The sequence below is a fragment of the Priestia sp. D51 genome, assembly GCF_053345675.1.
The window spans coordinates 310042-334509 of the sequence record NZ_JBLTIR010000001.1 but is presented as its reverse complement, the minus strand read 5'-3'; the positions used below and the strand labels follow the sequence as shown (position 1 = coordinate 334509).

31 protein-coding genes are annotated in these 24468 nt (G+C 37.8%); 7 read left to right on the top strand and 24 right to left on the bottom strand.

The features are described 5' to 3' along the window. Nucleotides 1-63 precede the first annotated feature (63 nt). Both ACNHOZ_RS01765 and gpr read right to left on the bottom strand, forming a co-directional pair. Complete coding sequence (locus ACNHOZ_RS01765; protein WP_028411657.1) at nucleotides 64-399, bottom strand: YqxA family protein; 336 nt, start codon at nucleotides 397-399, stop codon at nucleotides 64-66. An 84-nt stretch (nucleotides 400-483) separates the two neighbouring features. Beyond that, nucleotides 484-1596: a GPR endopeptidase gene (gpr, locus tag ACNHOZ_RS01760; RefSeq protein ID WP_028411658.1), complete on the bottom strand. Its 1113-nt coding sequence runs from the start codon at nucleotides 1594-1596 to the stop codon at nucleotides 484-486. 256 nt (nucleotides 1597-1852) lie between these two features. Between gpr and rpsT the strand changes: the two genes are divergently transcribed. Continuing rightward, the gene (rpsT, locus tag ACNHOZ_RS01755) at nucleotides 1853-2119 is read left to right on the top strand and encodes a 30S ribosomal protein S20 (protein ID WP_013085065.1); all 267 of its coding nucleotides are present in this window, start codon (nucleotides 1853-1855) and stop codon (nucleotides 2117-2119) included. 34 nt (nucleotides 2120-2153) lie between these two features. Here the strand turns inward: rpsT and holA are convergent, their stop codons facing one another. Then, a complete protein-coding gene (holA, locus tag ACNHOZ_RS01750) occupies nucleotides 2154-3170 on the bottom strand; it encodes a DNA polymerase III subunit delta (protein WP_048019734.1) in 1017 nt (338 codons plus the stop codon). Between the two features lie 327 nt (nucleotides 3171-3497). Between holA and ACNHOZ_RS01745 the strand changes: the two genes are divergently transcribed. Further along, the gene (locus ACNHOZ_RS01745; RefSeq protein ID WP_013059251.1) at nucleotides 3498-3632 is read left to right on the top strand and encodes a YqzM family protein; all 135 of its coding nucleotides are present in this window, start codon (nucleotides 3498-3500) and stop codon (nucleotides 3630-3632) included. 57 nt (nucleotides 3633-3689) lie between these two features. Here ACNHOZ_RS01745 and ACNHOZ_RS01740 read toward each other — a convergent pair whose 3' ends face one another. The 3 genes from ACNHOZ_RS01740 to ACNHOZ_RS01730 all read right to left on the bottom strand — a co-directional run bounded on the left by ACNHOZ_RS01740 (nucleotide 3690) and on the right by ACNHOZ_RS01730 (nucleotide 7343). Further along, nucleotides 3690-5981 (bottom strand): DNA internalization-related competence protein ComEC/Rec2, encoded by a 2292-nt coding sequence (locus tag ACNHOZ_RS01740; RefSeq protein WP_048019733.1) that lies wholly within the window; start codon nucleotides 5979-5981, stop codon nucleotides 3690-3692. A gap of 69 nt (nucleotides 5982-6050) precedes the next feature. Then, on the bottom strand, nucleotides 6051-6617 hold the full coding sequence (locus ACNHOZ_RS01735) for a ComE operon protein 2 (RefSeq protein ID WP_028411661.1): 567 nt from the start codon (nucleotides 6615-6617) through the stop codon (nucleotides 6051-6053). Nucleotides 6618-6707: 90 nt separating this feature from the next. Continuing rightward, nucleotides 6708-7343, bottom strand: coding sequence for a helix-hairpin-helix domain-containing protein (locus ACNHOZ_RS01730; RefSeq protein WP_028411662.1), 636 nt, complete (start codon nucleotides 7341-7343; stop codon nucleotides 6708-6710). Nucleotides 7344-7439: 96 nt separating this feature from the next. On the opposite strand from ACNHOZ_RS01730, the gene comER reads away from it, so the two are divergent. Further along, nucleotides 7440-8270: a late competence protein ComER gene (gene comER, locus ACNHOZ_RS01725; RefSeq protein WP_025750559.1), complete on the top strand. Its 831-nt coding sequence runs from the start codon at nucleotides 7440-7442 to the stop codon at nucleotides 8268-8270. Nucleotides 8271-8310: 40 nt separating this feature from the next. Here the strand turns inward: comER and ACNHOZ_RS01720 are convergent, their stop codons facing one another. From ACNHOZ_RS01720 to ACNHOZ_RS01685, 8 genes are read right to left on the bottom strand one after another with little or no spacing between them, the layout of a single operon-like run. Further along, nucleotides 8311-9069: a class I SAM-dependent DNA methyltransferase gene (locus ACNHOZ_RS01720; protein ID WP_028411663.1), complete on the bottom strand. Its 759-nt coding sequence runs from the start codon at nucleotides 9067-9069 to the stop codon at nucleotides 8311-8313. Next, nucleotides 9066-9419, bottom strand: coding sequence for a ribosome silencing factor (gene rsfS, locus ACNHOZ_RS01715; RefSeq protein WP_013085071.1), 354 nt, complete (start codon nucleotides 9417-9419; stop codon nucleotides 9066-9068). Before rsfS ends, ACNHOZ_RS01720 begins: the two co-directional genes overlap by 4 nt. Further along, the gene (yqeK, locus tag ACNHOZ_RS01710; protein WP_028411664.1) at nucleotides 9412-9984 is read right to left on the bottom strand and encodes a bis(5'-nucleosyl)-tetraphosphatase (symmetrical) YqeK; all 573 of its coding nucleotides are present in this window, start codon (nucleotides 9982-9984) and stop codon (nucleotides 9412-9414) included. The genes rsfS and yqeK overlap by 8 nt, the downstream gene beginning before the upstream one ends. Beyond that, nucleotides 9971-10543, bottom strand: a complete 573-nt coding sequence (locus ACNHOZ_RS01705) for a nicotinate-nucleotide adenylyltransferase (protein WP_025750563.1) — start codon at nucleotides 10541-10543, stop codon at nucleotides 9971-9973. Before ACNHOZ_RS01705 ends, yqeK begins: the two co-directional genes overlap by 14 nt. 60 nt (nucleotides 10544-10603) lie before the next feature. Beyond that, nucleotides 10604-10903 (bottom strand): ribosome assembly RNA-binding protein YhbY, encoded by a 300-nt coding sequence (gene yhbY / locus ACNHOZ_RS01700; RefSeq protein ID WP_013059260.1) that lies wholly within the window; start codon nucleotides 10901-10903, stop codon nucleotides 10604-10606. 18 nt (nucleotides 10904-10921) lie between these two features. Beyond that, complete coding sequence (gene aroE, locus ACNHOZ_RS01695; protein WP_080968622.1) at nucleotides 10922-11761, bottom strand: shikimate dehydrogenase; 840 nt, start codon at nucleotides 11759-11761, stop codon at nucleotides 10922-10924. A 19-nt stretch (nucleotides 11762-11780) separates the two neighbouring features. Further along, a complete protein-coding gene (gene yqeH, locus ACNHOZ_RS01690) occupies nucleotides 11781-12887 on the bottom strand; it encodes a ribosome biogenesis GTPase YqeH (RefSeq protein WP_028411666.1) in 1107 nt (368 codons plus the stop codon). Nucleotides 12888-12890: 3 nt separating this feature from the next. Beyond that, entirely contained in the window at nucleotides 12891-13403 is a 513-nt protein-coding gene (locus ACNHOZ_RS01685) for a YqeG family HAD IIIA-type phosphatase (protein WP_013059263.1), read from the bottom strand. A 549-nt stretch (nucleotides 13404-13952) separates the two neighbouring features. Between ACNHOZ_RS01685 and ACNHOZ_RS01680 the strand changes: the two genes are divergently transcribed. Next, nucleotides 13953-14093, top strand: a complete 141-nt coding sequence (locus ACNHOZ_RS01680) for a sporulation histidine kinase inhibitor Sda (RefSeq protein WP_013059264.1) — start codon at nucleotides 13953-13955, stop codon at nucleotides 14091-14093. A 73-nt stretch (nucleotides 14094-14166) separates the two neighbouring features. Here ACNHOZ_RS01680 and ACNHOZ_RS01675 read toward each other — a convergent pair whose 3' ends face one another. Next, nucleotides 14167-14949 (bottom strand): phosphatidylserine decarboxylase, encoded by a 783-nt coding sequence (locus tag ACNHOZ_RS01675; RefSeq protein WP_028411667.1) that lies wholly within the window; start codon nucleotides 14947-14949, stop codon nucleotides 14167-14169. 114 nt (nucleotides 14950-15063) lie between these two features. Between ACNHOZ_RS01675 and pssA the strand changes: the two genes are divergently transcribed. Continuing rightward, complete coding sequence (gene pssA / locus ACNHOZ_RS01670) at nucleotides 15064-15603, top strand: CDP-diacylglycerol--serine O-phosphatidyltransferase (protein ID WP_013059266.1); 540 nt, start codon at nucleotides 15064-15066, stop codon at nucleotides 15601-15603. Nucleotides 15604-15778: 175 nt separating this feature from the next. On the opposite strand, the gene ACNHOZ_RS01665 is transcribed toward pssA, so the two are convergent. Continuing rightward, nucleotides 15779-15928, bottom strand: coding sequence for a hypothetical protein (locus ACNHOZ_RS01665; protein WP_014458166.1), 150 nt, complete (start codon nucleotides 15926-15928; stop codon nucleotides 15779-15781). 216 nt (nucleotides 15929-16144) lie between these two features. On the opposite strand from ACNHOZ_RS01665, the gene sigK reads away from it, so the two are divergent. Then, nucleotides 16145-16873, top strand: a complete 729-nt coding sequence (gene sigK / locus ACNHOZ_RS01660) for an RNA polymerase sporulation sigma factor SigK (RefSeq protein ID WP_013059268.1) — start codon at nucleotides 16145-16147, stop codon at nucleotides 16871-16873. A gap of 170 nt (nucleotides 16874-17043) precedes the next feature. On the opposite strand, the gene ACNHOZ_RS01655 is transcribed toward sigK, so the two are convergent. From ACNHOZ_RS01655 to ACNHOZ_RS01630, 6 genes are all read right to left on the bottom strand, one after another. Beyond that, nucleotides 17044-17184, bottom strand: coding sequence for a YrzI family small protein (locus tag ACNHOZ_RS01655; RefSeq protein WP_014458165.1), 141 nt, complete (start codon nucleotides 17182-17184; stop codon nucleotides 17044-17046). Nucleotides 17185-17573: 389 nt separating this feature from the next. Further along, on the bottom strand, nucleotides 17574-17804 hold the full coding sequence (locus ACNHOZ_RS01650; protein ID WP_028411668.1) for a YrhC family protein: 231 nt from the start codon (nucleotides 17802-17804) through the stop codon (nucleotides 17574-17576). A gap of 81 nt (nucleotides 17805-17885) precedes the next feature. After that, nucleotides 17886-19019 (bottom strand): bifunctional cystathionine gamma-lyase/homocysteine desulfhydrase, encoded by a 1134-nt coding sequence (locus tag ACNHOZ_RS01645; RefSeq protein WP_028411669.1) that lies wholly within the window; start codon nucleotides 19017-19019, stop codon nucleotides 17886-17888. 1 nt (nucleotide 19020) lies between these two features. Continuing rightward, nucleotides 19021-19944, bottom strand: coding sequence for a PLP-dependent cysteine synthase family protein (locus ACNHOZ_RS01640; RefSeq protein ID WP_028411670.1), 924 nt, complete (start codon nucleotides 19942-19944; stop codon nucleotides 19021-19023). Between the two features lie 143 nt (nucleotides 19945-20087). Beyond that, on the bottom strand, nucleotides 20088-20783 hold the full coding sequence (gene mtnN / locus ACNHOZ_RS01635) for a 5'-methylthioadenosine/S-adenosylhomocysteine nucleosidase (protein WP_028411671.1): 696 nt from the start codon (nucleotides 20781-20783) through the stop codon (nucleotides 20088-20090). Between the two features lie 17 nt (nucleotides 20784-20800). Then, nucleotides 20801-21442 (bottom strand): class I SAM-dependent methyltransferase, encoded by a 642-nt coding sequence (locus ACNHOZ_RS01630; protein WP_028411672.1) that lies wholly within the window; start codon nucleotides 21440-21442, stop codon nucleotides 20801-20803. A gap of 138 nt (nucleotides 21443-21580) precedes the next feature. Between ACNHOZ_RS01630 and ACNHOZ_RS01625 the strand changes: the two genes are divergently transcribed. Further along, nucleotides 21581-21796 (top strand): DUF2536 family protein, encoded by a 216-nt coding sequence (locus ACNHOZ_RS01625; RefSeq protein ID WP_013085082.1) that lies wholly within the window; start codon nucleotides 21581-21583, stop codon nucleotides 21794-21796. 13 nt (nucleotides 21797-21809) lie between these two features. On the opposite strand, the gene ACNHOZ_RS01620 is transcribed toward ACNHOZ_RS01625, so the two are convergent. Both ACNHOZ_RS01620 and ACNHOZ_RS01615 read right to left on the bottom strand, forming a co-directional pair. Continuing rightward, nucleotides 21810-22475, bottom strand: coding sequence for a YrrS family protein (locus tag ACNHOZ_RS01620; RefSeq protein ID WP_048019732.1), 666 nt, complete (start codon nucleotides 22473-22475; stop codon nucleotides 21810-21812). A 117-nt stretch (nucleotides 22476-22592) separates the two neighbouring features. Beyond that, on the bottom strand, nucleotides 22593-24359 hold the full coding sequence (locus tag ACNHOZ_RS01615) for a peptidoglycan D,D-transpeptidase FtsI family protein (protein ID WP_028411673.1): 1767 nt from the start codon (nucleotides 24357-24359) through the stop codon (nucleotides 22593-22595). Nucleotides 24360-24468 lie beyond the last annotated feature (109 nt).

The following is a 24468-nucleotide window of genomic DNA, read 5'->3' as shown; positions in this document are numbered from 1 at the left end:
AACATTCAATAAGCATTCCATTGGGGATTTTTCCATACAAAAAAGCAGAAAGAGATTCTGCTTTTAATTAAGAAGATGATGGATAGCCTTAAAAGCTTTCCCTATTGTACTTTTCACGCCTTCCGCTAGACTTTGACCTAGCGAGGAGAAAAAGTTAAAAGCCTTTCGTTTTTCTAAAAGCTGCTGTTTTTCATCAATGTTCACAACTTTTTTTGAACCTAAAACAGCAGCTTCCACCTGACCATCTGACGTTTTAGACACATTAATAACATGTTCAATCGAAGGATCATTATATCCCTTCATTTTAATCAGCCCTTGCTGAGCCGTCTGCATTCCTAAAAATACGACGAACAGTAAAAAAATAGTTAGCACTACTGATTTTAAAGTAAATTTAATCATATTATTAGGCCCCTTACTTCTTTATCTTCTGTAGTACTAACCATTATGACTATATTCTGAAGAACTCATTCATCTAAAAGCGTATTAATGAGTATATGCCCCAAAGTTCTCTTGGTCCACTTCATGATGCAAAGCAGCGTTAAGTCCTCCTGCAACTACATTAGCCATATCTTCAATAAACATATCCACTTCTTTTGGTGTAACCATCAAATTATGACCTAAAGGTGCAAGCACTTCATGAATAAGACGTCTTTTTTCTTCATCGGGAAGAGTGCCAATCATACCGAGGTACGTTTGACGCTGCTCTTCATTGGGTAAATCATCCTCCGTGAGCTTCTTTTTTTCTCCAAACGTCATACCGGACGGAAGCAGCGACTTAGACGGCTTTCCCTGCTCTTTCATTTCTCGGCCGAAATGTTTTAAGATAAAGTCAATTGTATCGCTTGTAATGGACACAGCATCCACCACCGTTGGAATACCTATTGCAATAACTGGAATGCCAAGTGTTTCATAACTGATTTCTTTGCGCTTGTTTCCAACCCCAGACCCAGGATGAATACCTGAATCTGAAATTTGAATGGTAGCATTTACCCGTTCAATCGAACGAGCGGCCAGCGCATCGATTGCAATAATAAAATCCGGATTCACTTTCTTTACAACGCCAAAGATAATATCACTTGTCTCAATACCCGTCATTCCCATTACTCCCGGAACAATGGCGCTAACGGGTCTAAAGCCATCTTGCACGCTTTCAGGCTGTAACTCAAACAAATGTCTTGTAATCAACAAATTATCTACTGCCTTTGGTCCAAGCGCATCTGGTGTCACACTTAAGTTTCCAAGACCCACTACAAGACAGCTAGCATCATCTGGAATGTTGAGGCTTTTAATAAAAAAATTCAGCTCCTTAGCAAATACTTCTTCCATAGCCTCTTGCTTTTCAGTATCCTGCTCGCGAATGCCTACCGATTCAAGGGTTACATATCGGCCTTTTTTCTTACCGATTGCTTCTGCGCCCTCTTCCGTAATTTCTACCATTGAAATTTTGACACCTTGTTCTTCTTTTTCTTTTACAATTACGCCGTTGATTTCTGACTGGTTATTCGGTTTAGGCTGATTTTCTAACGCTATGTCTTTTGCTTCGACAGCTAGATCCGTGCGCACGCTATATTGACTTAAATCAAGTTCTTTTTCCATTTCTTAACCTCCTAGACAATCTTTGTTGAAATTATTGTCACCGAGGACTGGCAGATTCATGCATTTAAGAAACGAAAAGTAGAAGGAAGGGCGCAATATCAGCTACAAGCTTTTAAAGAGAGGTCTGTCAGATAAAATTCCTTGTCAAGGCTATTGCATTCTGTCCTTGTGTTTGATAAAATATCTTTTGTTCTTATTGTGAAGAATGTCGAGTTCTATATAATCTCGATTGTTATCATTTCGGGAGGTGAAACGGATGCCAAACATTAAATCAGCTATCAAACGTGTAAAAACTACTGAAGCTCGCCGTGCTCATAACATTCAAGCTAAATCAGCTATGCGTACTGCAATCAAAAACTTTGAAGCTTTAGTTGAAAACAACGATGTAGATAACGCAAAAGCAGCATTTGCTGTTGCTTCTAAAAAATTAGACAAAGCCGCACAATCTGGTCTTATCCACAAAAATGCTGCAGCTCGTCAAAAATCTCGCTTAGCAGTAAAACTTAACGGTTTATCTGCATAATTGAGACAAAAACGATCCCATTAGGATCGTTTTTTTATTGCGCTCTTTTTAATAAAAACAGCTGTAAAATAAGCGCTTTATCCATTTTCCCCGTCTTCATTTCATAATCTGCCTCTGCTAAATCCTTTAAAATTCCTTTAAGCTGCTGTTCCTCAAAACTTCTGCTCTGCTGCAAAGCGATTTTCACACGAAACGGATGAACCTTAATCGTTTGAGCAATTTGCTGCTGACCGTACCCTTGACTAGACAGCTGCTTCGTATGATAAATTAAACGAAACTGCGTCGCTAACAAAGATAAAATTTTAATAGGCTCTTCGTTGTTACGCAGCAAATCCTGATACATATTTAAAGCGATAGAAACCTTTCGCTGAATAACAGCATCAATAAGCGTAAATACGTTTTGTTCAAGCGTTTTTGTCACAAGCTTAAGCACCACTTCTTTTGTAATGACTCCTCCTTGTCCAACGTATAACACCATTTTTTCAATTTCATTTGTCACGAGCGTTACATTAAGCCCCACAAGCTGAATAAGCAGCGTTTCAGCATCTTCATCCATATTCACTCCATCTTTTGAAAGCAAATTATGAATCCACTGCTTCATTTCTTTTTCACCAAATTCGTTCGCTTCGATGTAAGCTGCTTGTTTTTTTAATAATTTTGTTATTTTTTTTCTTTCATCCAGCTTTTCATAAGGGGCTAGAAGAATTAACGTTGAAAAAGACGGGGGCTGTTCGACATATTGCTGAAGTTTTGCCAGATTATGCTCAACTTTATCTTTTGATTTTTCAGCCGTTAAAAATGCTGCATTTTTCGCAACCACTACACGCTTGTCTCCTAAAAAAGGAAGCGTTTCAGCATCTTCTAGAACTTGATCAATCGATGTCTCTTCTAAATCGTATAGGGACAAGTTAAATTCTTTATCTTCTTCATTCAACGTATAGTCGACGATTTTATCTCTAATCTTTTTACTCATAAATGCATTAACCCCGTGTATTAAATAAACGGGGGCGATATTATTTTTGGTAATACTTTTTAAGCTATCAACTGCCAACGTATATACGCTCCTCTTTTTTTATTCATCTATATTGATTATGTATAGTTACTGATAAACAAAATACAATTTCTATCGTAAAGGTGTTATGAGTTTTTGGCAACAATACAAAAGGAATTGTCTTAAAACGACAATTCCTCAGTTTATGATAAACATCAACAATATAAGCCCTAGGTTACTTATTTGTTAATGATTAAACCCTTATCTCTATTTTCTCCTCATGCTCATAAAGTATAGTTGTTAACTGTTGTCAGTTTGTGAAAACGCTTTTAAATTGTCTAGATTTTTAAAAAAAGTTAGATTATACTGTAAACAGGAGGGGTGTTAATGAACCAATTTGAAGAAAGTGTCCAAAGTAAACGCAACGACGCTGTCGATTCTGCCGTAGGATTTGGTGTTTCATTTGGCTTTTTCACTGCCTTATTTGTTATTGCAACTGTGATTCACTACTTGGGTTCGTAAAATTGCTTCAAGGCTGCTTCTTAGCAGTCTTTTTCAGTTCGTTTTTCTTACTATAGACTATGGAAGTTGCTGCGAAAACGTTCCTGACTTTTTTGTAAATTCATACATTACCCCACCATCTTCATCCGTTCGGTAAATATACACCCCGTAGCTTTTCAGAAGCTCTAATATTTCTTGATGAGGATGACCATAACGATTTTTTTGCCCCGCTGAAACAAGCGCTACTTTAGGGTTTAAATGTTGAACAAACCCTTCTGAAGTTGAGGTTTTACTGCCATGATGACCCACTTTTAATACATCTGCTTTAAGGTTGGGAAAGTCTTTCAATATTCTTTGTTCTCCTTCCTTTTCTAAATCTCCGGTGAATAGCCATCTTAAATTTCCTAACTTAGCGTCTATTACAATTGAGCCGTTGTTGCTCGTTTCTTCGAAACCTGTCGGAGAAATAACCTGAAATAAGACACCTCCTTCTTGCCAGCTATCTCCTTGTTGAACAATTTGAACAGGCACGCTTTGTTTTTGAGCAGCGATCACCAAGCCAGTCTCTACGTCATTTAATTCGGCTTTTTTCCCAAGCACCAGCTCTCCGACAGCCACTTGTGAAAATAAATGCTGTGCCGCCCCTGCGTGATCATAATCCCCGTGTGTAATAATCATTTTATCTACCTTTGTCATTCCTTTTGAATGCAAAAAGGGAACAAGTACGTCTTCTCCCACGTCAAAAGAAGAACGGCGTTTTTGCCATGGTTCTTTTGGAAATGAAACGGTTCCTCCGGTATCGATCATATACACGCCTTTTCGATAAGGAAGCTCAATGATAAAGCAGTCTCCTTGTCCTACATCGACCATTGTGACCGTTCCTTTTGGATTCAAATAAGGATACATACATTGTGCGGCTAACAATGCCGCGAGAAGAAACATATAGCGAACGAAAAATTCCCCTTCTTCGACCGCCACAAATAAAGCATAAATGCATAGGTACATGCCCAAAAACAGCAAAATGTGGGGTTTTCCCGTTACGAAATCAGCGGGAATCCACTCAAAAAAATCAAGCAATTTTTCACAAGCAAGTAAAAGAACATGAAGAATTTGCTCCAGCAATTCACTCACTCCCGGCAAGATGATACGAACAAAAAGAATGAGCAAACAAAGAGGTAATACAACAAGAGAAAACAACGGTACAAAAACCATATTTAATGGCAAACTGAGGAGAGATACTCCATAAAAATAGTACAACAATAAAGGAAGTGAACTGACTTGTGCAATCGCTGAAACAGCCATGAGCTGGCTGAAAGAAGAATGAAAACGAGGTAAAATTGTCTGACTCGATAAAATCAAGGCAAAACTAACGGCAAAAGAAAGCTGAAATCCTACATCAAATAAATAGTACGGTTTGAAAAGCAGCATGCTCATAAAAGCAAGGCTGATGCTATCAACCAAAAGAATTTTTCTTTGTATTTTTATCGATATAAGCATCAGCATACTCATAAAAACAGCTCGGACAACTGAAGCGCTGCCACCGGCCAAAACCATGTATACAGGAAGAAGCAAAAGTAAAAGCGTAATGGCTCGCTCGCGCGTTATTCCAATCCGAATGAGCAAATAAAAACACATCGCTGTCAGCAGTCCAACATGAAGACCTGATATGGCAAGCAAGTGTATTAAACCAAATTGCTGATAGCGCTTGATACTCTCTTCTTCGATCCCAGTACGCTCGCCGTAAATTAGTGCCTGCATAAATCCAGCGCCTGGATCCGACATGTTTTGTTGAATATAATTAATTCCTTTTTGACGAATAAAGGTAAGGTACGTAAGTGGAGTTAAGGTGGGGAGCTGGCATTTTGCCAAATCAAGTCTCTTGACGTTAAGCTGCCAATGAATAGACTGATGGTATAAATATTGCTGATAATCAAATGCATGAAGGTTGCGAGCAGATGAAGGAGAAGTTAATTGACCTGCTAGTTGACAAACTTGATGAATCGTTAGCTTTTCGAGCTGCTGTTTCTCTTCCAGCGTTTTTAGTTTATAAAAAGCCATGACTTCTTCATTTTGAACCGTAAACTTAAAAGTAAGCTTGTCGCCGTCACTATGAGGAACAGATGAAATTTCGCCTGTAAAAGTAGAAGATTCAGCTAAAAGAACCGTTTTGTTATGGTTATTTGCCTCAGCTAATAGGTAGACGCACAAAACGCTCAACAGTGCAGAAGCAATAACCACTTTCTTCGGACATTGTAGCCATTGAAAAATGAAAAGCACGATTAGCAAAAACAGGCTTACAGCGGAATAATTATCATATACATATAAGGCTAGCATCATGCTAAAAGCACAGTAAATATAATATCCTTTCACTTTTAGCTCCTTTCTTCCTTAAAAGAAAGAGGCTTCTTACTGTTACCAAGTAAAAAACCTCTTTTACCTTTAATTTGCCGTAAACAAAGCGAGAGCTTCACGCTGTAAATTCATCACTTCTGCTTCGTCAGCTCCGCTTTTTTCTAAACGAGCGAGAACATCCGTTACAAATTGAAGCTTCTCTTTACTTTTTAAGTCAATGATTGCTTCATCAAGTTCAACTTTTGCTGTTTTCACTCCCGCCTGTTCAAATAACTCAACAGCATACGGATGATTTTTGTAATCATTAGCATAATATACTGTTTTAATTCCCGCTTGAATAAGAGCTTTACAGCAGTTTAAACAAGGAAAATGCGTGACGTATACTTCCGCATCTTCTGTCTTCACACCAAACTTAGCACACTGCAAGAGTGCATTCACTTCTGCATGGACAGTTCTTACGCAGTGGCCATCAATTACATAGCAGCCTTCGTCAGCACAATGCACGCCTCCGCTGATCGAACCGTTGTATCCTCCAGCTATAATACGTTTATCACGCACCACTGTAGCTCCAACAGCCAGACGTTCACAAGTGCTTCTTAAAGCTAGCAAATGGCTTTGTGCCATAAAATATTGATCCCATGAAATCCGGTTCATCTCATTCCCTGCCTTTTTATTTAAAACTGAATAATGATACTTTTCTCTTTCATAGTGTAGCGTTTTTTTTCCTTTTTCGTCAATAAGTCTCTACTGTACCGTAATTTGAGCTTTGATTTTTTCTAGCGACTTCTCGCCAATACCTGATACTTTTCCCAAATCCTCTACTGTTTGAAACAAGCCATTTTCCTCTCGATATGAAACGATGGCACTGGCTTTTGAAGGTCCAATGCCATTTAACGTTTGCAGTTCATCAGTGTTCGCTGTATTGATATTAACAAGGGGCTGATCATTTGAAGTTCCTGAGGAAGAAATTGAAGAAACTGGAGATGAAGGGGGGATTTCTTCTCCAGCAGCTGGAATATACACAGCCATTTCATCTTGTAGCTTGCTAGCTAAATTGAGCTGTCTTAAGTCCGCTTCTTTCGTAGCGCCTCCGGCTTGTGCTAGAGCATCTTTTACCCTTGCATCTTTCGGAAGCTGGTATACACCAGGCTTCTGAACAGCTCCTTTAATATCCACCATCACAAACGGGGAATCTTGGCTTGAAATTACTTGATTAGACGACTCTCCTTCTTTTTTTGTACCAGAAGATTCTGCCTTGATTATATCTGAGGTTTGAAGAGAACTTTCCGGTTTCTCTCCTCCTGTTCGATAGATATAAAAAGCCAACCCAACTGCTAAGCAAATACACCCAATTAGCCATTGTTTTTTTGAAAAAGTCAACTTGTACACTCCTTTGAATTTTGAAGTAACGTCATAAATTCCATTACGTCTTCATAGTGTTTAGAAGAAAAGGCTTTTGAAGGAGGGAATGAATCAGTGAACATAGGGTTTATCGGAACAGGAAACATGGGGAAAATATTAATTGATGCGTTTATTGAATCAAAAGCCGTACGTCCTTCTAAAATTACTATTATGAATCGTACAAAAAAAAGGGCCAAAGAGATTCAACAGCAGCATAAAAAAATTCATGTTGCTGATACAGCTGAAGAAGTTGTTCACGCATCCAAAGTCATTTTTATTTGTGTTAAGCCATTGGATATTCACCCCCTTTTAATAAAATTAGAACCACTGCTGACGAAAGATCACTGCATTGTATCCATTACCAGTCCAATTAGCGTAGAACAAATCGAACGCCTCATTCCGAGTCAAGCAGCTAGAATTATCCCTAGCATTACGAATAGGGCATTAGCAGGTGTTTCTCTTTTCACGTTTGGAGAAAGATGTACGCCTTTTTACCAAAATTATTTACATGAATTATTTTCATCTATGTCAAAGCCTGTGGCTATTGATCAAACGATTACCCGCGTATCATCCGATATCGTAAGCTGCGGTCCTGCATTCTTCAGCTTTTTGCTTCAACGCTTTATTGATGCAGCAGTTCAAGAAACAAATATTTCTGAAGAAGAAGCTACCGTCATGGCCAGCGATATGATTATTGGAATGGGAAAACTGTTGGAAAAAGAAATATTTACGCTTCCTACCTTGCAGGATAAAGTATGCGTAAAAGGCGGTGTAACCGGAGAAGGTATTAAAGTTTTAGAAGCTGAACTCGGAGAGATGTTTGTGCACGTATTTCAAAAAACACACGAAAAATTTGACGAAGACATTGAGCTTGTTCACAATCAGTTTGATAGTCTTATTCCATAATTTCTGTAGAAATCCTGCTTTGAAACAAAAAAAGAAGCCTCTACTCGGCTTCTTTTTTTTGCGCAGAGAAAAAGATGCGCTCACTGTTTGAAGTAGGCTTACTCATTTTGAAATCTGCACTTACTTCTATATTTATAAAACCAGCTTGGCTCAACCATGATTGATAATGGTCAATCGACCAAGTGCGCTGAGCATGCACCTCATCAAAGCGATGATATGCATCGATTTCTTCATCATAAGCAAAAAACGTAATATCATGCTCTACACGCATGTCTGTATCGTCATAGGTGCAGTTCCAAATATATGACACGTCTTCATCTACATAAGAAAAAGATTGATTTCCAAATACGTCCTTCATCTTGTGCACTGAATGAACATCAAATATAAAGAGCCCACCTGGTTTTAAGTGTTTATATACACGTTGAATGGTTTCTTGAACTTCTTTATCACTTTGCAAATAGTTCAAAGAATCACAAAAGATTACTACACAATCAAACTCTTTCAATAACTCAAGTTCCGCCATGTTTTGCTGAAAAAGAGATAGCGTTACCCCTGCTTCTGCTGCCTTCTCTTGAGCTACCATAAGCATATCATCAGACAAATCAACGCCGACTACGGAGAAACCTTCTTTTGCAAATCGAACGGAGAGTTCTCCCGTGCCGCAGGCAAGGTCTAATATACTGTTAGGCTTTGTTTTTGCTTTTGCCACCTGCTGATTAAAAAATTCAGCCCAATCGTCATACGGAACGTCTGCCATTAGCTGATCATATACGTAGGCAAATTCTCCGTACCTGCTCATAGCTGTAGCTCTTCTGAACTTACAAATGGTGCATCTCCCCATAAGCGTTCTAAGTTATAATATCCGCGCTCATCTTTATGGAAAATGTGAACCACAACATCTCCAAGATCAACAAGCACCCACTTAGCCTGCTCAAACCCTTCTAAACGCTTCACAGAAATGCCTTGTTCGTGTGCTTTTTCTTTAATTTCACGAGCAATTGCCTGCACTTGTTTATCTGAGTTACCGTGACAAATAACAAAATAATCTGCCACAAGTGAGATTCCTTCCATATTTAACGCTACGATATCGATTGCTTTTTTATCATCGGCTGCTTCTACAACAAGAGATAGCAATTCACGTTCAGTCATGTGTTTGACCTCCTAAGATTAAATCATTATATGTCATCATCGTATCGGGATAAACGGCCTGATGTTTGGTCATTAAAAAAGAAATAGTATTCTTTAATGATTGAATAAGTGCTGCATTTAAGTCGGTTTTAGCTAACTCCCGCACTTCATCAACACCTGGAAATCTCCTTCCAGGTTCAATATAATCAGCAACGTACACAATTTTTTCAAGTAACGTCATGCCAGGTCTTCCGGATGTATGGTAAGCAATTGCATCCAATACTTCCTTATCCGTAATCCCTACTTCATTTCTCACTAAAAACGCGCCTACTGGAGCATGCCATAATTCGGTATTGTATTCCAATAAAGAAGGGTTCATGTTTTGATCAATAATAATTTGCTTCATCTCTTCCTTTGGACGAAACTTGGCATAGTCATGAAAAATAGCAGCCAGTTCTGCTTTTTTTTCGTCTGCTTCAAAACGTTTAGCTAATTCAATTGCTGTTTCCATTACCCCGACAGTATGAATATAACGACGTTCTGTTAACTGTTTCTTTACGATTTCTAATGCCTCAGTTCGATTCATATAATTGATTCTCCTCGATATATTGTTTAACACCAGCAGGTATAAAATAACGAATGGTTTCTTTCTTTACTACTCGTTCGCGAATAAAGGAAGAGGAGACATCAAACTGCGGAACTTCTACTTCTTTTATCGGGTAAGGGGACGTAATGGTATACCCCGGGCGCTTTACACCTACAAATGTAACCAAATTGACTAATTCATCAATTTCATACCACTTCGGCAAATATTCTACCATATCAGCACCAATGATGAAATGAAACTGATACGTTGGATATTTCTCTGTTAGTATTCTCATCGTATCATATGTATATGAAGGTTCTTTGCGCTCAAATTCAATCGGCTGCAGGGTGAATTGATCATGTTCTTCAATAGCTAGCTTTAGCATTTGTAAACGATGATATGGCTCAATAGGCTCTTTGATTGTTTTATGAGGTGGAATATATGACGGCATGAACCATATCTCATCTAATTTCAAGGCATGCAAAACCTCATTTGCCATCATTAAATGCCCCAAATGAGGCGGATTGAACGTTCCACCTAAAATTCCAATACTCTTCAACAATCCCCGACTCCTTTAATTTACTTCATTTTTAAATAGAGCGGGTTTCCCCGCTCTATTTCATTTCACTTTTGGAAGCATTAACTGCTTATTTTCACGTGATTCTTTATATAACACAATTGTATTTCCAATCACTTGTACAAGCTCTGCTTTTGTTCCTTTTGTTAATCGAGCAGCAACCGTGTCACGATCTTCGTCACAGTTTTGCAGAATGCTTACTTTTAATAATTCTCTTGCTTCTAATGCATCAGCAATTTGACCAATCATATTTTCATTGACTCCACCTTTTCCTACTTGGAAAATTGGATTTAAATGATGTGCTTTTGAACGTAAAAAACGTTTTTGTTTACCTGTTAACATAAAAACCTCCGTTGTATCTTATCTCTTAGTTAGTGTTGAAAGAACAATGTGTTCCATTGCCTCTTCGTCAGGACGGACCTTCGTCCATTTTTCAAATGCAAGTGCACCTTGCAGTACAAACATACCGACACCGTTATGAGTGCCTGCCCCTTTTGCTTCAGCCTCTTTCAAAAGCTTTGTTTTTAAAGGGTTGTAAATAATATCGCTGACTACCGCTTCTTTTTGCAATAAAGTAAGTGCTAAAGGCAGCTCATCAACGTTAGGATACATCCCCACCGAAGTGGTATTAATAATAATATCGAATGTATCTAGTTGTTTTTCCGCATCAGAAATAGACATCGCCGCCGTTTTCGTCGAAAAAGGCAGCTCGTTAGCTAGTAAAGCTGCTTTTTCGACGGTACGATTGCATATCGCAATTACATCGGGAGCGTGCTGAGCTGCAATTGTATAAAAAATAGCTTTTGCAGCTCCTCCAGCTCCAATAATTAAAATGCTTTTTTGGGATAAGCCGCCTTCTACTGCTTTGAGTAAAGAAGTCACATACCCCTCTCCGTCGGTATTGTATCCAATATAACGCCCATCTTGATTAACAACTGTATTTACAGCGCCAATTGCCTTTGCTAATGAATCGACTTCATCCAAATGATTCATAATATCAACTTTATACGGAATCGTGACATTAAATCCTTGAATGTTTTTATCTTTTAGCTCTCCAATAGCTGACTCAAAATGAACAGGTTCAATTGGAAAAGCCTCATAATGCGCATCCATGTTCAGACGTTTAAAGGCATCATTTTGCATCAATGGCGATAGTGAATGCCCAAGCGGATAACCAACTAGCCCATATAATGTACTCAAGATTTTTTCCCCTTTTTGTTTAAATTAAAGAATCGCGCACAAATACGCCGACTCCTTTTGGTGCATGCGCCACAACTTTTGAACCTGACTCATTAACCGTCACCCAGCCAAGCCCTGAAAAAACAATATCCGTCTTTTCATTTTTGATTGTAAATTCATGTGCAACAAGTTCAGGAAACTCACTCATTTGCTCTGGGCGCGGCGGCTGAAGCAGTTCACCTGCTTGCTTTTCATACAACTCATCTGCTTTTTCAAGCTTTGTACGATGGATATGCAAATCATTCGATACATAACATGTTAACGACTTGCGGCCTCCCTGTACATAATCTAAGCGCGCCAGTCCTCCAAAGTATAACGTTTGCCCTTCGTTTAGCTGATAAACCTTCGGCTTTATTTCTTTTTTAGGAGAAATTAACTTTAAGTCTCGTTTATCTACATAGTGAGCCATTTGATGATGATTAATAATGCCAGGCGTATCATATAAAGACGCGCCGTTATCAAGCGGGATATCAATCATATCAAGCGTTGTGCCCGGATATTGAGACGTAGTAATAATATCTTTTTCTCCCGTTACTTCTTTAATAATGGCATTAATAAATGTCGATTTACCAACGTTTGTACATCCAACAACATATACATCTTTACCTTCGCGATAATGTTCAATGGCTTCGGCAATTTCTCGAATTCCTTGTCCTTTTTGCGCGCTCATGAGGAACACATCCACTGATTTTAGGCCAAGCTCTTTCGCTTCTCGCTTCATCCAATGAATTAGTTTATTTTTCTTTATAGACTTCGGCAGTAAATCTGCTTTATTTCCCACTAAAAGAACCTTATTATTTCCAACAAATCGATGCAAACCAGGTAACCAGCTGCCGTTAAAGTCAAAGATATCTACAACTTTTACAACCAAACCGTCCGTTTGACCAATTCCATTTAAGATTTTTAAAAAATCATCGTCTGTTAAGGAAACATCTTGTACTTCATTATAATGCTTCAAGCGAAAGCATCGCTGGCAAATAATAGCTTCTTTTTCTAATGCTGATTTTGGAGCGTAGCCAAGTTCATTCGGTCGTTCTGTTTGAATCTCCACTCCGCATCCTACGCACTGTATTTTTTCTTCACTCACGTTTTAATCCTCCCAGTTAATCATACCTTTTCGTTTCATCCAACCTAAAATTCTTCGTTCCATTTTACGGTTAAATTTCGTTACAAATCCATCTGTTTGCGCAACTGGTACAACCAAAACCGTATATACGCCTAGGCGATTTCCTCCTAATACATCCGTTAAAAGCTGGTCGCCAATGACCACAACCTCATCTTTTTGCAGCTCCATATCACGAAGAGCTCTTCTAAATGCTTTACGCATCGGTTTGCGTGCTTTATATACAAATGGAAGTCCAACTGGATCTGAAAACAGCTTGACTCGTTTCTCCACATTATTCGATACAATCGTAATTTTAATTCCACTATCTTTCATTAACTGAAACCACTCAATTAATTCCGGAGTGGCATCAGGGCGATCCCATTCCACCAACGTGTTATCTAAGTCGGTAATAATTCCTTTTATCCCGCGCTCTTTCAAATCGTCTGGCTTAATTTGAAACACGTTTTTCACATGTTCATTTGGTAAAAAAAGTTTCAACACGTATCATGCACCTCGAATATATAGTTACATACTAAAATTAACGCCGTCTATCATTATAACGACTTCTTGTTATTTTCCAACCTAAAATTTTATTCTCTTCAAAAACAGGTCTTTTCTTAGTATAAGGGATATGCCTTGTGAATGCTTTAACTTTATACAGAAAGTTATTGACAAAAGGCAGTAAACCTCCATTTGTTCGTGAGCTTACGATATATTTACCCACTGCAAACTTAAAATAAAAAATAGTGCAGAAAACGTTTATTACTTATCAAATAGGGTAAGTGGTAAACAAATTCTGTTAAAAGTTTTCGACAAAAAATGATAACCCCAACTATGTGGATAAGGTTATACACATTATCCTCTGTTATAGTTCAGCAATTAATGGTAATTATAAACAACATACCCACATTTTATCCACCGAAAGCTGTGGATAACAGAACGATTGTTCCTTTATTTGATTCATGTTAGATTATAAATAAGGAATTTATTAGCATTTAAATATAACTTTTTAGGATATTTATTTTAGTAGGAGGTGGCGGCAATCTTATGAGAAAATTATCAGATGAGCTGCTTATTGAGTCATACAGCAAAGCAACCGAACTGCAATTAAGCCCTGATTTTATAAAATTAATTGAAGAGGAAATTGAAAGAAGATCATTAAAGATTAGCATACAAATCCCTTCTTAACGAATAAAAGAGCCTTCTTAATAAAAGAAAGCTGCATCTTCATTTATCTATCTACTCTTTTATTATATAGGCTCTATTTTTTCAAATGAGCAATTGGTTCTCCACATTTTACGTAAGAACCTGAGTGGACGTTAGAATCAAAAGTGATTGAGTTCTTCTCAAATAATAAAATGACAGTCGAGCCAAATGTGAAGTAAGCCATTTCTTCCCCTTTTTCGACTACTTCTTTTTTAGAAACCGCTTCAATGCTGTTTATAAACATGGCTCCTACTTTTACCATCAGCATGTGACCATTTTCAAATGTTAACTCCGTGAGCTTCCGGAAATTTTTCACAAGCGGTTCTTTCCCATACTTGATTCCTAATGAATTTACTGGATAAGACTTTTGTCCAACGGTCCACGTATTCCCTACTTGTGCTTTAAGAGGACTGTGAATGCGATGATAGTCTTTTGGACTAAGATAGAGGATGATAAACTGTCCTTCTATATATTTTTCAAGAATGAGATCATTTGAAACCATTTCCTGTATAGAATAAGGTTTGTTTTTTACAATCATTTCTTTTTGAGGCGTAATGACTCCATATGCTTCTATCTTTGCATCTACAGGACTGACAACGCTGTCTTTCTGCTGATCGACCGGACGGGCAGAAGGCTTCAAACGACGAATAAATAGCTCGTGTAAGTTTTGATAATGATGCAGAGGCTTGTCCATTTCTTCTTTATTTACTTTAAAAACTTTTGTATAGGAGGGTATAATAAACCGACTCCATTTAGAGAAAGTGAATTTTCGAATGAGCTTCGATGATCCCTGGTGATTCGTAAGCTCAATAAACGTTCGATACAGGTGCTGCAACAATAATTTTACCTCCACATACTGAATAGTTCTTTACTAGAATAAGGTTTGCGTCTACAATGAAATTACCATTATTTTTACCTTTAGTTCATTCCATCCTTTAAAGGAGTGAGGAAATTGTTTTTATTAGACTATCTAGATCATACAATTAAAAAGCTGAGATCCCAAGCGGCAAACTCCTTAACGATTGTTAATTTAAGTTTAGGAAGCTTTGCTATTTTATTTGTCATGAAAAATGAATTGAACTTAAGTTTATTACTAATTTTTTTAGCAGCGTTAGCAGACCGATTCGACGGCATGGTAGCCAGAAAGCTGCAAATTGAATCTGAACTTGGAAAACAACTGGACTCCATGTGCGATATTATATCATTTGGCATCGCTCCAGCTCTACTACTTTATCAAAGTATTTTATCTCACTTTGGTGCTGCAGGTTCAATTGTTACCATCTGTTACATTGCTTGCGGAGCACTTCGTCTTGCCCGCTTTAACATCACAGAAAATACCGGGTATTTTACAGGGCTCCCTATTACCGCAGCAGGTTGTTTATTAACTCTTAGCTACTTGGGCGTCCCTTATTTGCCTTCACACTTTTATATGTTTTTAATTATCGTACTTGCTTGCTTGATGATTAGTACGTTCAAGCTAAAAAAAGTATAGAGCTCCATTTACTTTTACAAAGGAATATTATCATCTTGCTTCTTTTCTTAATTATAGAATAAATCATCTTCTTTAAGAAACAAAGCGAAAATCCCTTAAGAATTCTTAAAAATGAATGGTTCTATTCGGTAGGATATGTCATCTAAAAAAACTCATGCACATGCATGAGTTTTTTTTAACACCAGCAGCTAAAAAACCAATAGAAGCTTCCGAAAATTAATAACAGAACAAATAGAACAATCAACAATCCAAGTCCCCAGCCGAACCCTCCTCCGCATGGGTAAGCTGGATAATTAGGATAACAGCAGCCTCCGTAACCGTACATACTCTCCCTCCTTACACTGTAAACTACTACTAGCGTATGTACATACTTTTTCTCTGTATAGGCTGGTAACTATCTCTAAAGAAAAATCTATGGACTTTTTCAAACTCTCTTGTCCCTGGGGGGAATTTTAAACGTACAGGCAAAGACATCCTTCTTTTTACATATAGTGTAATGTTAGTCTCTCACAGGTTGATATCCCCTTATGGAGGTGTAGAGATGTCTGCATTATTTACCGCACTAGGCTATTTCTTTAAAGAATTGGTTTTCCTTGTTTCCTACGTAAAAAACAATGCGTTTCCTCAACCCTTGTCTGCTGCTGAAGAAAAGAGATATTTATCTTTAATGGAACAAGGAGATCAAGAAGCGCGAAACCTTCTTATTGAACATAATCTCCGACTCGTTGCGCATATTGTTAAAAAGTTTGAAAACACGGGAGAGGATGCGGAAGATTTAATTTCAATTGGGACAATCGGTTTAATTAAAGCAATCGAAAGTTATTCGCAAGGAAAAGGAACAAAATTAGCTACTTATGCCGCACGCTGTATTGAAAATGAAATATTGATGCACTTGCGAGCGCTCAAAAAAACAAAAAAAGATGTGTCGCTGCATGATCCAATTGGCCAGGATAAAGAAGGAAATGAAATCAGTTTGATTGATGTATTAAAATCAGAATCAGACGATGTAATTGATATGATTCAACTAAATATGGAATTAGAAAAAATAAAAGAATACATCGATATCCTCGATGATCGAGAAAAAGAAGTAATTGTTGGCCGCTTCGGTTTGGATTTGCAGGATGAAAAAACCCAGCGAGAAATTGCAAAGGAATTAAATATTTCAAGAAGTTATGTTTCGCGAATTGAAAAGCGAGCGCTGATGAAAATGTTTCACGAATTTTACAGAGCCGAAAAAGAGAAAAAAAAGAGCGGAAAGAAGGAGAATTAATCCTTCTTTCCGCTCTTTTTTTTAAATAATTTCCAAATGATAATCCGCAGCAAACACATCATTACTCCCCCTACTAGTCATTTAGGTGGAATCTTTCTCCACAAGCAGCCATACAACGATATATCCTTTTTGATTAATCATCATTCATCCACTCCTTTCCACTATTCAAATTAGAAATGACGATAAAATTCATACTTGCGGTCTTTTATTTCTTCTTCTAATTGTCTTACATACTGTTCATGCTTAATTTCTTCCTCCGAGTATTGACGGGACTTTATGGTAATAGTTAAAAAGAATATATTCAGTGTCATTCCAATCACCTCCTTATACAAAAAAAACCACAGTTATGCATAAGCATCCTGTGGCTGAAAGACAATAAAAACCACAGGGCTACTATTCGCACCTGTGGTGAATTAACGTGTTTTAACGATCAAGGTAAGAAAGTTACTTGATACAGGAACACGGCCGAATAGTATACATATATAGACGATTTTTGAACATAGCCCAAACTGAATGATCCATACCTGATAAACGTCTTAACATATGACTCGACCTCCTTTTAATAAAGTATTTTCCTTACAATGGTAATTATATCCACGAACTTATAAAAAGTAAACTGTTTTTTTAAAAAATAGGGAATTTTTTTATTTTTTTAACCCTCATAAAAAAAAGACGATGGATCATCGCCTTTTTGTATCTATTATTCTTTTTCTTTCATTAATTCTTTTTTTAGTTTTTTAGTTTGATAACTAAAATAAAAAGCAAGGGCGGTAAAAAGAATAACGATCGCTTCCATTATTCCAAGCTGCATATCACTTTTTTCACCTTGGCCAATCATAACACCAATATACAAGAATGTACTTACGGCTAGAAGGACGTAAATAAAGCGGCTGTAATCTTCAATTTTTGCTTTGATGTGTTGAGCTTTCATACAATCACCTTCTCAGTAGAATGTTATAACTCTACTCTATCATAGATCTATAGGTCTATAAAAATCCTATTTTTACCACCTTTATTCCAATGCTCTTTCTAAGTCTTCAATTAAATCTTCTACATCTTCAAGACCTACAGAAATACGAATTAATCCATCTGTAATTCCTAGCTCTTTACGTCGGTCGCTCGGTATAGAAGCATGAGTCATTTTAGAAGGAATGGAAATGAGGCTTTCGATGGCTCCTAAACTTTCTGCTAATGTAAAATACTTCACTTTGCTCAGTACTTCTTCCGCTTTCTCTTCGCTTCCCACATCAAACGAAACCATTCCCCCAAAACCTCTTGCTTGCTTTTTAGCAATGAGGTGGTTTGGGTGGGTTTTTAATCCTGGATAATATACTTTTGCCACAGCAGGATGGGCAAGTAAAAATTCTACTATTTTCCCCGTGTTGAATTCGTGTTCTTCCATTCGTATTCCTAATGTTTTAATCCCTCTCATTAAAAGCCAAGAATCCTGAGGTCCTAAGATGCCTCCAGTCGCATTTTGGATAAAATGAAGGTCTTCAGCTAATTTAGGGGAATTCACCACTGCTAGCCCTGCTACAACGTCACTGTGTCCCCCTAAATACTTAGTTGCACTGTGCAGAACAATATCTGCGCCTTTTTCGATAGGATTTTGCCAATACGGCGTACTGAATGTGTTGTCAACGATGGTAAGTAAATGGTGTTGTTTAGCTACTGAAGAAGCATGCTGCAAGTCAGTAATTTTTAGAAGAGGATTCGTTGGAGTTTCAATAAAAATGGCTTTTGTGTTAGGGCGAATTTCTTTCTCGATATTTTGGATATCGCTTGTATCAATAAAAGTAGCCTCAATGCCGATACGGCTTAGTACCTTTGTGATCACTCGATACGTTCCTCCGTATACGTCATCTGTAATTAACACATGATCTCCGCTGTTAAACAGCATGAACACGGCAGTAGTAGCGGCCATACCAGATCCAAACGCAAACCCAGCATATCCTCCTTCAATTTCTTTGATAAGTTCTTCTAGGGCATGACGTGTAGGGTTACCGGTTCTCGAATACTCATATCCCGTATGTTTTCCCGCTCCCTCTTGTTTATAAGTACTCACTTGATAAATAGGAACAGAGACAGCACCCGTCTGTTCATCGCCAACAATTCCACCATGAATCAACTGTGTTTTACGTTTCATCTTATCTTCCTCCACTGTAAATATTTTTACTTAAGTACCGTTCACTGCTATCCGGAAAAATCGTGACGATATGAGCCCCTTTTTCTGCATTTTTTGCTTCGATCAGGGCTGCTTCAAAGGCTGCTCCTGAAGAGCTACCTACTAGTAACCCCTCTTTTAAAGCCAGCTCTTTCACTCTTTGAAAAGCATAAACATCTTCAACAGTATGAATAGCATTAAAATAAGATCGCTCCATATAATCAGGGATGAACTCCATTCCAATTCCTTCAGTTAAGTGAGGACCGGATTTCCCCCCGTTTAAAATTGAACCTTCTGGCTCCACGATGACTGTTTTTAGAGAAGGATTTTTTTCTTTCAAAAATTTCGCTGTACCCATAAATGTCCCCCCTGTACCTGCTCCAGCTACAAACACGTCAACTTTTCCATCAAGCTGTTCATATATTTCTGGCCCTAAGGTTTTATAATAAGTCATAGGGTTGGCCGGATTAGCAAACTGTTGAGGACAATAAGAACCAGGGATTTCACGCAGCAGCTCTTGAGCTTTGTTTATAGCACCTTTCATACCAGCTTCAGTAGGCGTTTGAACCACCGTTGCCCCCAAAGCCTTCATAAGCTGCTGTTTTTCAATACTGAATTTTTCTGGAACACATAGTATGACGTTTATTTCGTACTGAAGAGCAGCTAAAGCCAGCCCGATCCCCGTATTCCCAGCAGTAGGCTCAACCAGCGTTCCGCCTCGCTTCAGTCTTCCAGAGCCAAGAGCTTCTTGCAGCAGTTCTTTTCCTAAACGATCTTTTACACTTCCTCCTGGATTAACATATTCCAGCTTGGCAAATATCCTGATTTCCCTAGGTAAATCAAATTGTGTAATCTCAATCATAGGTGTGTTTCCAATCAATTCATGAACGTTTTTGACTACCTTCATAATCTTGAACACCTCGCTATCGAAATAATATAACTTAACCTATAAATAAAGTAGGAATTAAGATGAAAATATAGTCTACACCCCATGTTATGACAAACGATGCAGAGTGTAGACGAAAACAAACTCTATATTTTATGAACAGCTTATTTTAATTTTGTAATAAAATTCAATACTAATTTTGTTGAATTAACAGCTGCTTTTTCTAAAAATTGCTCAAAAGAAACATTTGATTCTTTGCCGGCGATGTCAGAAAGAGCACGAAGAATAACAAACGGTACGCCAAATTGATAGCATACTTGAGCAACAGCCGCTGCTTCCATTTCAGCTGCATAAAGGTCTGGAAACTTAGAGCGAACAAACTCTACGCGCACAGGATCGTTCATGAACGAATCTCCTGTAGCAATTAATCCTTTTACAATTTTCATATCCGTTACTTCAAGAGCGCTTTCTTCAGCAAGACGAACTAGTTTTTCATCTGCTTTAAAAGCTGCAGGCAAGTTTGGCACTTGACCGTATTCATAGTTGAATACCGTTACATCTACATCATGATGACGAACTTCTGTTGAAATAACCGCATCCCCTACGTTTAACTCTGGATGGAAACCGCCTGCTGATCCTGTGTTAATAACGTAATCAGGTTTGAACTTCTCTAGTAAGATGGCTGTAGATAACGCCGCATTTACTTTTCCAATACCTGATTTTAATAATACAACCTCCACGCCGCTGATTGTTCCTGTTGAGTATTCACATCCTGCGATTACTGTTTCTTGACGATTCTCAATTTTATCGCGTAAAATCGTCACTTCTTCTTCCATTGCTCCAATGATTGCTACTTTCATTTTAAAACCTCTTTCTACTATTGTTTCGTTGCCTCCAATACCCACACAAAGTGATTAAATTGTGTAAAGGTTATGTGAAAACCATTGCTTTCAAAGATTTGCTTTAAGACAGGGATCGTTGTATAGTATTCCCTCTCTAGATCTTCTGCTAGTTGCGTATACCCTTTTTGTTTTGCCTGAACAATGGTATCAGCAAATGAATCCGCTGTTTCAAACATTGTATCGGCAAACACTATTTTACCACCGGTTTGAAGTAACTTTCCATAGTTTATCACAGCTTCTTCTTTTTCTTTATCTGTTAAATGATGAAATGCATACGTACTAACTAAGCTCTCTGCTGGAAACAACGATGTATCAAACTGTAAAAAGTCTCCCGGTGTGACTAAAACATCTGCTCCTAATTTCTGGTGTGCCAATTGTCTCATTGGCACTGACGGTTCAATTCCTACTACGGTTAGTTCCTTTTCTAACAGTTTTTTTGTTAAGTTTCCAGTCCCTGTTCCAAATTCGATCACATGCCCTATTGAACGATTTGCTACATACTCTAAGATTTCATTATAATTGCGAAACACTTCTTTATACTGTTCATCTTTCCCGCTTACCGATGCATCATACTCATTCGCCCACTTTTCAAAGATATCTAAAAACTCTAGACCCATAAAAAACGCCTCCTTATAACTAATAATTCTTATGGATATAGTATGTTTTTAGTCATCGTTTGTTCTTCATTTACAAATATTTTAAGCTTTTAACTTTCTATTTGCTATACTATAGTAATGAGGTAAGGAGGTCGTAAGATGAATTTTGAATTTGAAATGATTGAAGATAAAATAGAATTTTTTGAAGCGCCTGATGTTAAAATGCTTGAGAAACAAATTGCGGAAAAAATTGATCAAAATAAAGCGATTTTGCTTGAGGTGCACAGCGTATCTCATCAAATGTCTGTGGACTATGAACAAGGTAAAAAACTGTACTCTGCAGTTGTTCATTTCAAATTAAAAAAGCAGCGCTAGCGCGCTGCTTTTCTTATTGAAGCTTATCCACTACTGCGGGCTTCCAGCCTTCTCCATCTACCCATTCAATTTGAACGCGGTATTTTGTTGATGAGTTGCCTTTAGGACTAACCGTAGCTACGGCTTTACCTACGCCACCGTTATTCCCTAAACGCCATACGGTCATATTGCTTGGGCTAATGCCTGACCCTTCGCCTACAGCTTTTAGCATTTCGTTCCAATCCGTTGATCCTTTTTTATATGTTGCTGCAGGAGCATCTTGTGATGTACCTACTGAATCCCATGAAGGATCTACCTTGCGTTCTGCCACGCCAGGCTCTGGATTTTTCTCTACTTCAGCCTGTGAATCTGAGTCGTTTGATTCTTCATCTGTTGCTTGATCATCTTCAGAGCTTTGGTCATCTTCAGAGCTTTGATCGTCCGTTGCTTGATCCTCTGTTACTTGATCATCTTTCGAAGAATCATCGTCTTTTTTAGCCGTCTTGTCCGTTTTTTGGTCATTTGTTTGCGGATTGTTTTGAGTTGTTTCCGCTTGGTTATCCGATTTATCCTTGTTTCCAAGAATCATCGTACCACCGACAAATACAATTAAAACCGCTACGACAGCAATTAACAGATTATATAATCGGTTTACTTTTTTTTCTTTGTTTTCGTGTCTTGAAGAACGATTGTTATTCATTGCTACAATTTCCTCCAACTTTTATAATGCTTTATTCTAACATGTGTTTTCTTATACATGAAGCATCAAAATTTATTTGAAGTATATTTGTAATATTTTTTACAAATTCTTCTTGTTTTAACGTGTATTTAAGTCATACATCCCTTTAACAATATCATAAAATACGCTGTTTGTGGGAGATATCGCACTTTTTGTATTTAAATCCACTACTACCATTGCGTATTTTGGATCATCTGCCGGAAAGTAACCCGCAAACCATTTATTGACGATATCGGCCTTCACATTGATTTCAGCAGTTCCTGACTTTCCTGCCACTTCATAAGGAAGCGTTTGAAATCTTCTTCCTGTTCCTTTTTCGCTCTGTACGACGCCTTTTAAAAGCTGCTGCATAGAAGCAGCTGTGGCTTCATTAATCGTATCTCCTTTTAGCTCATGCTCTTTAAACGTATACAGTGACGTATTGTTTTTATAGTCCAGCGCATCTACCGCTTTTACCTGCTTCTTTTCTCCTCCCCGTGCAATTGTCGCCATCATATTTGCTACTGCAAGCGGAGTCACTTTTACGTCAAGCTGTCCAATTGCTGTTTGCGCTACAGCATTTGGTACTTTTTTTTCTCTATCATTTGTCCAAACTCTTCCCGATTTTTCTCCTAAAAACTGCTTAAAATGTTCAAAGTGAAACACATCACCCGTCCATCCTACAGGCTGAAGAAGCCCTAACTTATCAGCATATTGTTCAATGATATCCGGATTAGATATTATCATTTCTTTTGCTAGCTGGGCAAACGTTGCATTACAACTTTGCGCAAAGCTTTCTTCAAACGTCAGCTGCCCTTTTTGATGATCTTCTTCTACATTATTGCCATAAATACTTTTATCGCAGTTATAGGTAAAAGAAGGCTGAATTTTATTTTGTTCAAGCGCTGCAGCTGCTGTTACGGTTTTAAATATAGATCCAGGAGTTTGCGGCGTCAGCAAACGATTTTCTACGCTGTCTGAACCGTTTTGCTTTTTAAATGGATCTTTCTTATTAATTGAAGGCCTGCTGGCCATCGCAATTACTTTATTGTTTTTTATATCAATTAAGACGGCTCCTCCGTCTTTTAACTTATAATGATTCAATGTATTCTCCACTAGCTCCTGAGCAGACAAATCAAGCGTCGTACGCACACTGACTGGATAATAAGGGTTAGCTGTGCCCGTATATTTTACATCGATGCCAAACATAGGCCCACCTAGTCGATCAACATGATAAAGGAGCTTAGACTCTTGTTCAGGCAGCAAAAACTCGTCAAAAGCCCTCTGCATCCCTGAGATACCTACAGGCGTAGTTGATTTAATAGCTCCATTTTTCAATTTATCACTGTACTTCTCTTCAATTATTTGTTTGCTTTGTGCTTCTAGTCCGATTAAATGTTCAGCAAGCGGAACTGGACGCTCATCTTTTAGAGGAATTCCAAACACGCCAGGTACCTTTAATGCATTTATTTTTTCGACTTGTGCATGGGATAATTCTTTTGTAATAACAACCGGTGTTTTAGCATTCGCTAGTCTGTTCGTTAATTCCTGTGGTTGCATTCCCACAATTTCGCTTACTTGCTGAACGGGCCACTTCATTTTTTCTAAAAATGGAAACAGGACTAAGCGATTATGCGTGATAGATGTTAAAGACTGTCCATTTTTATCTTCGAATTTCCCTCGTCCGTCGTCTACCACCATTTCCTGCGTACGCTGTTTTACGCTTCCTTCAATTAAGTTAATATTTTTATCAGTAAAAGATTCTGTGCTGACAAGCTGGAGTTGAACAAGCCGTGCTCCCAGTCCACTAATTAATAATAAAATAAAAATAAGAGTAATATAAATTCGCTTGTGAATTATTTTCATGACTACACCTCACTCTTTACAAGTGTCGACGTTGCCATTACTTTTAAAACCATTATCTTAAGAAATATTCATTCTTTTTTTCATTCCATAAAAAAACTTGCTAATTCAG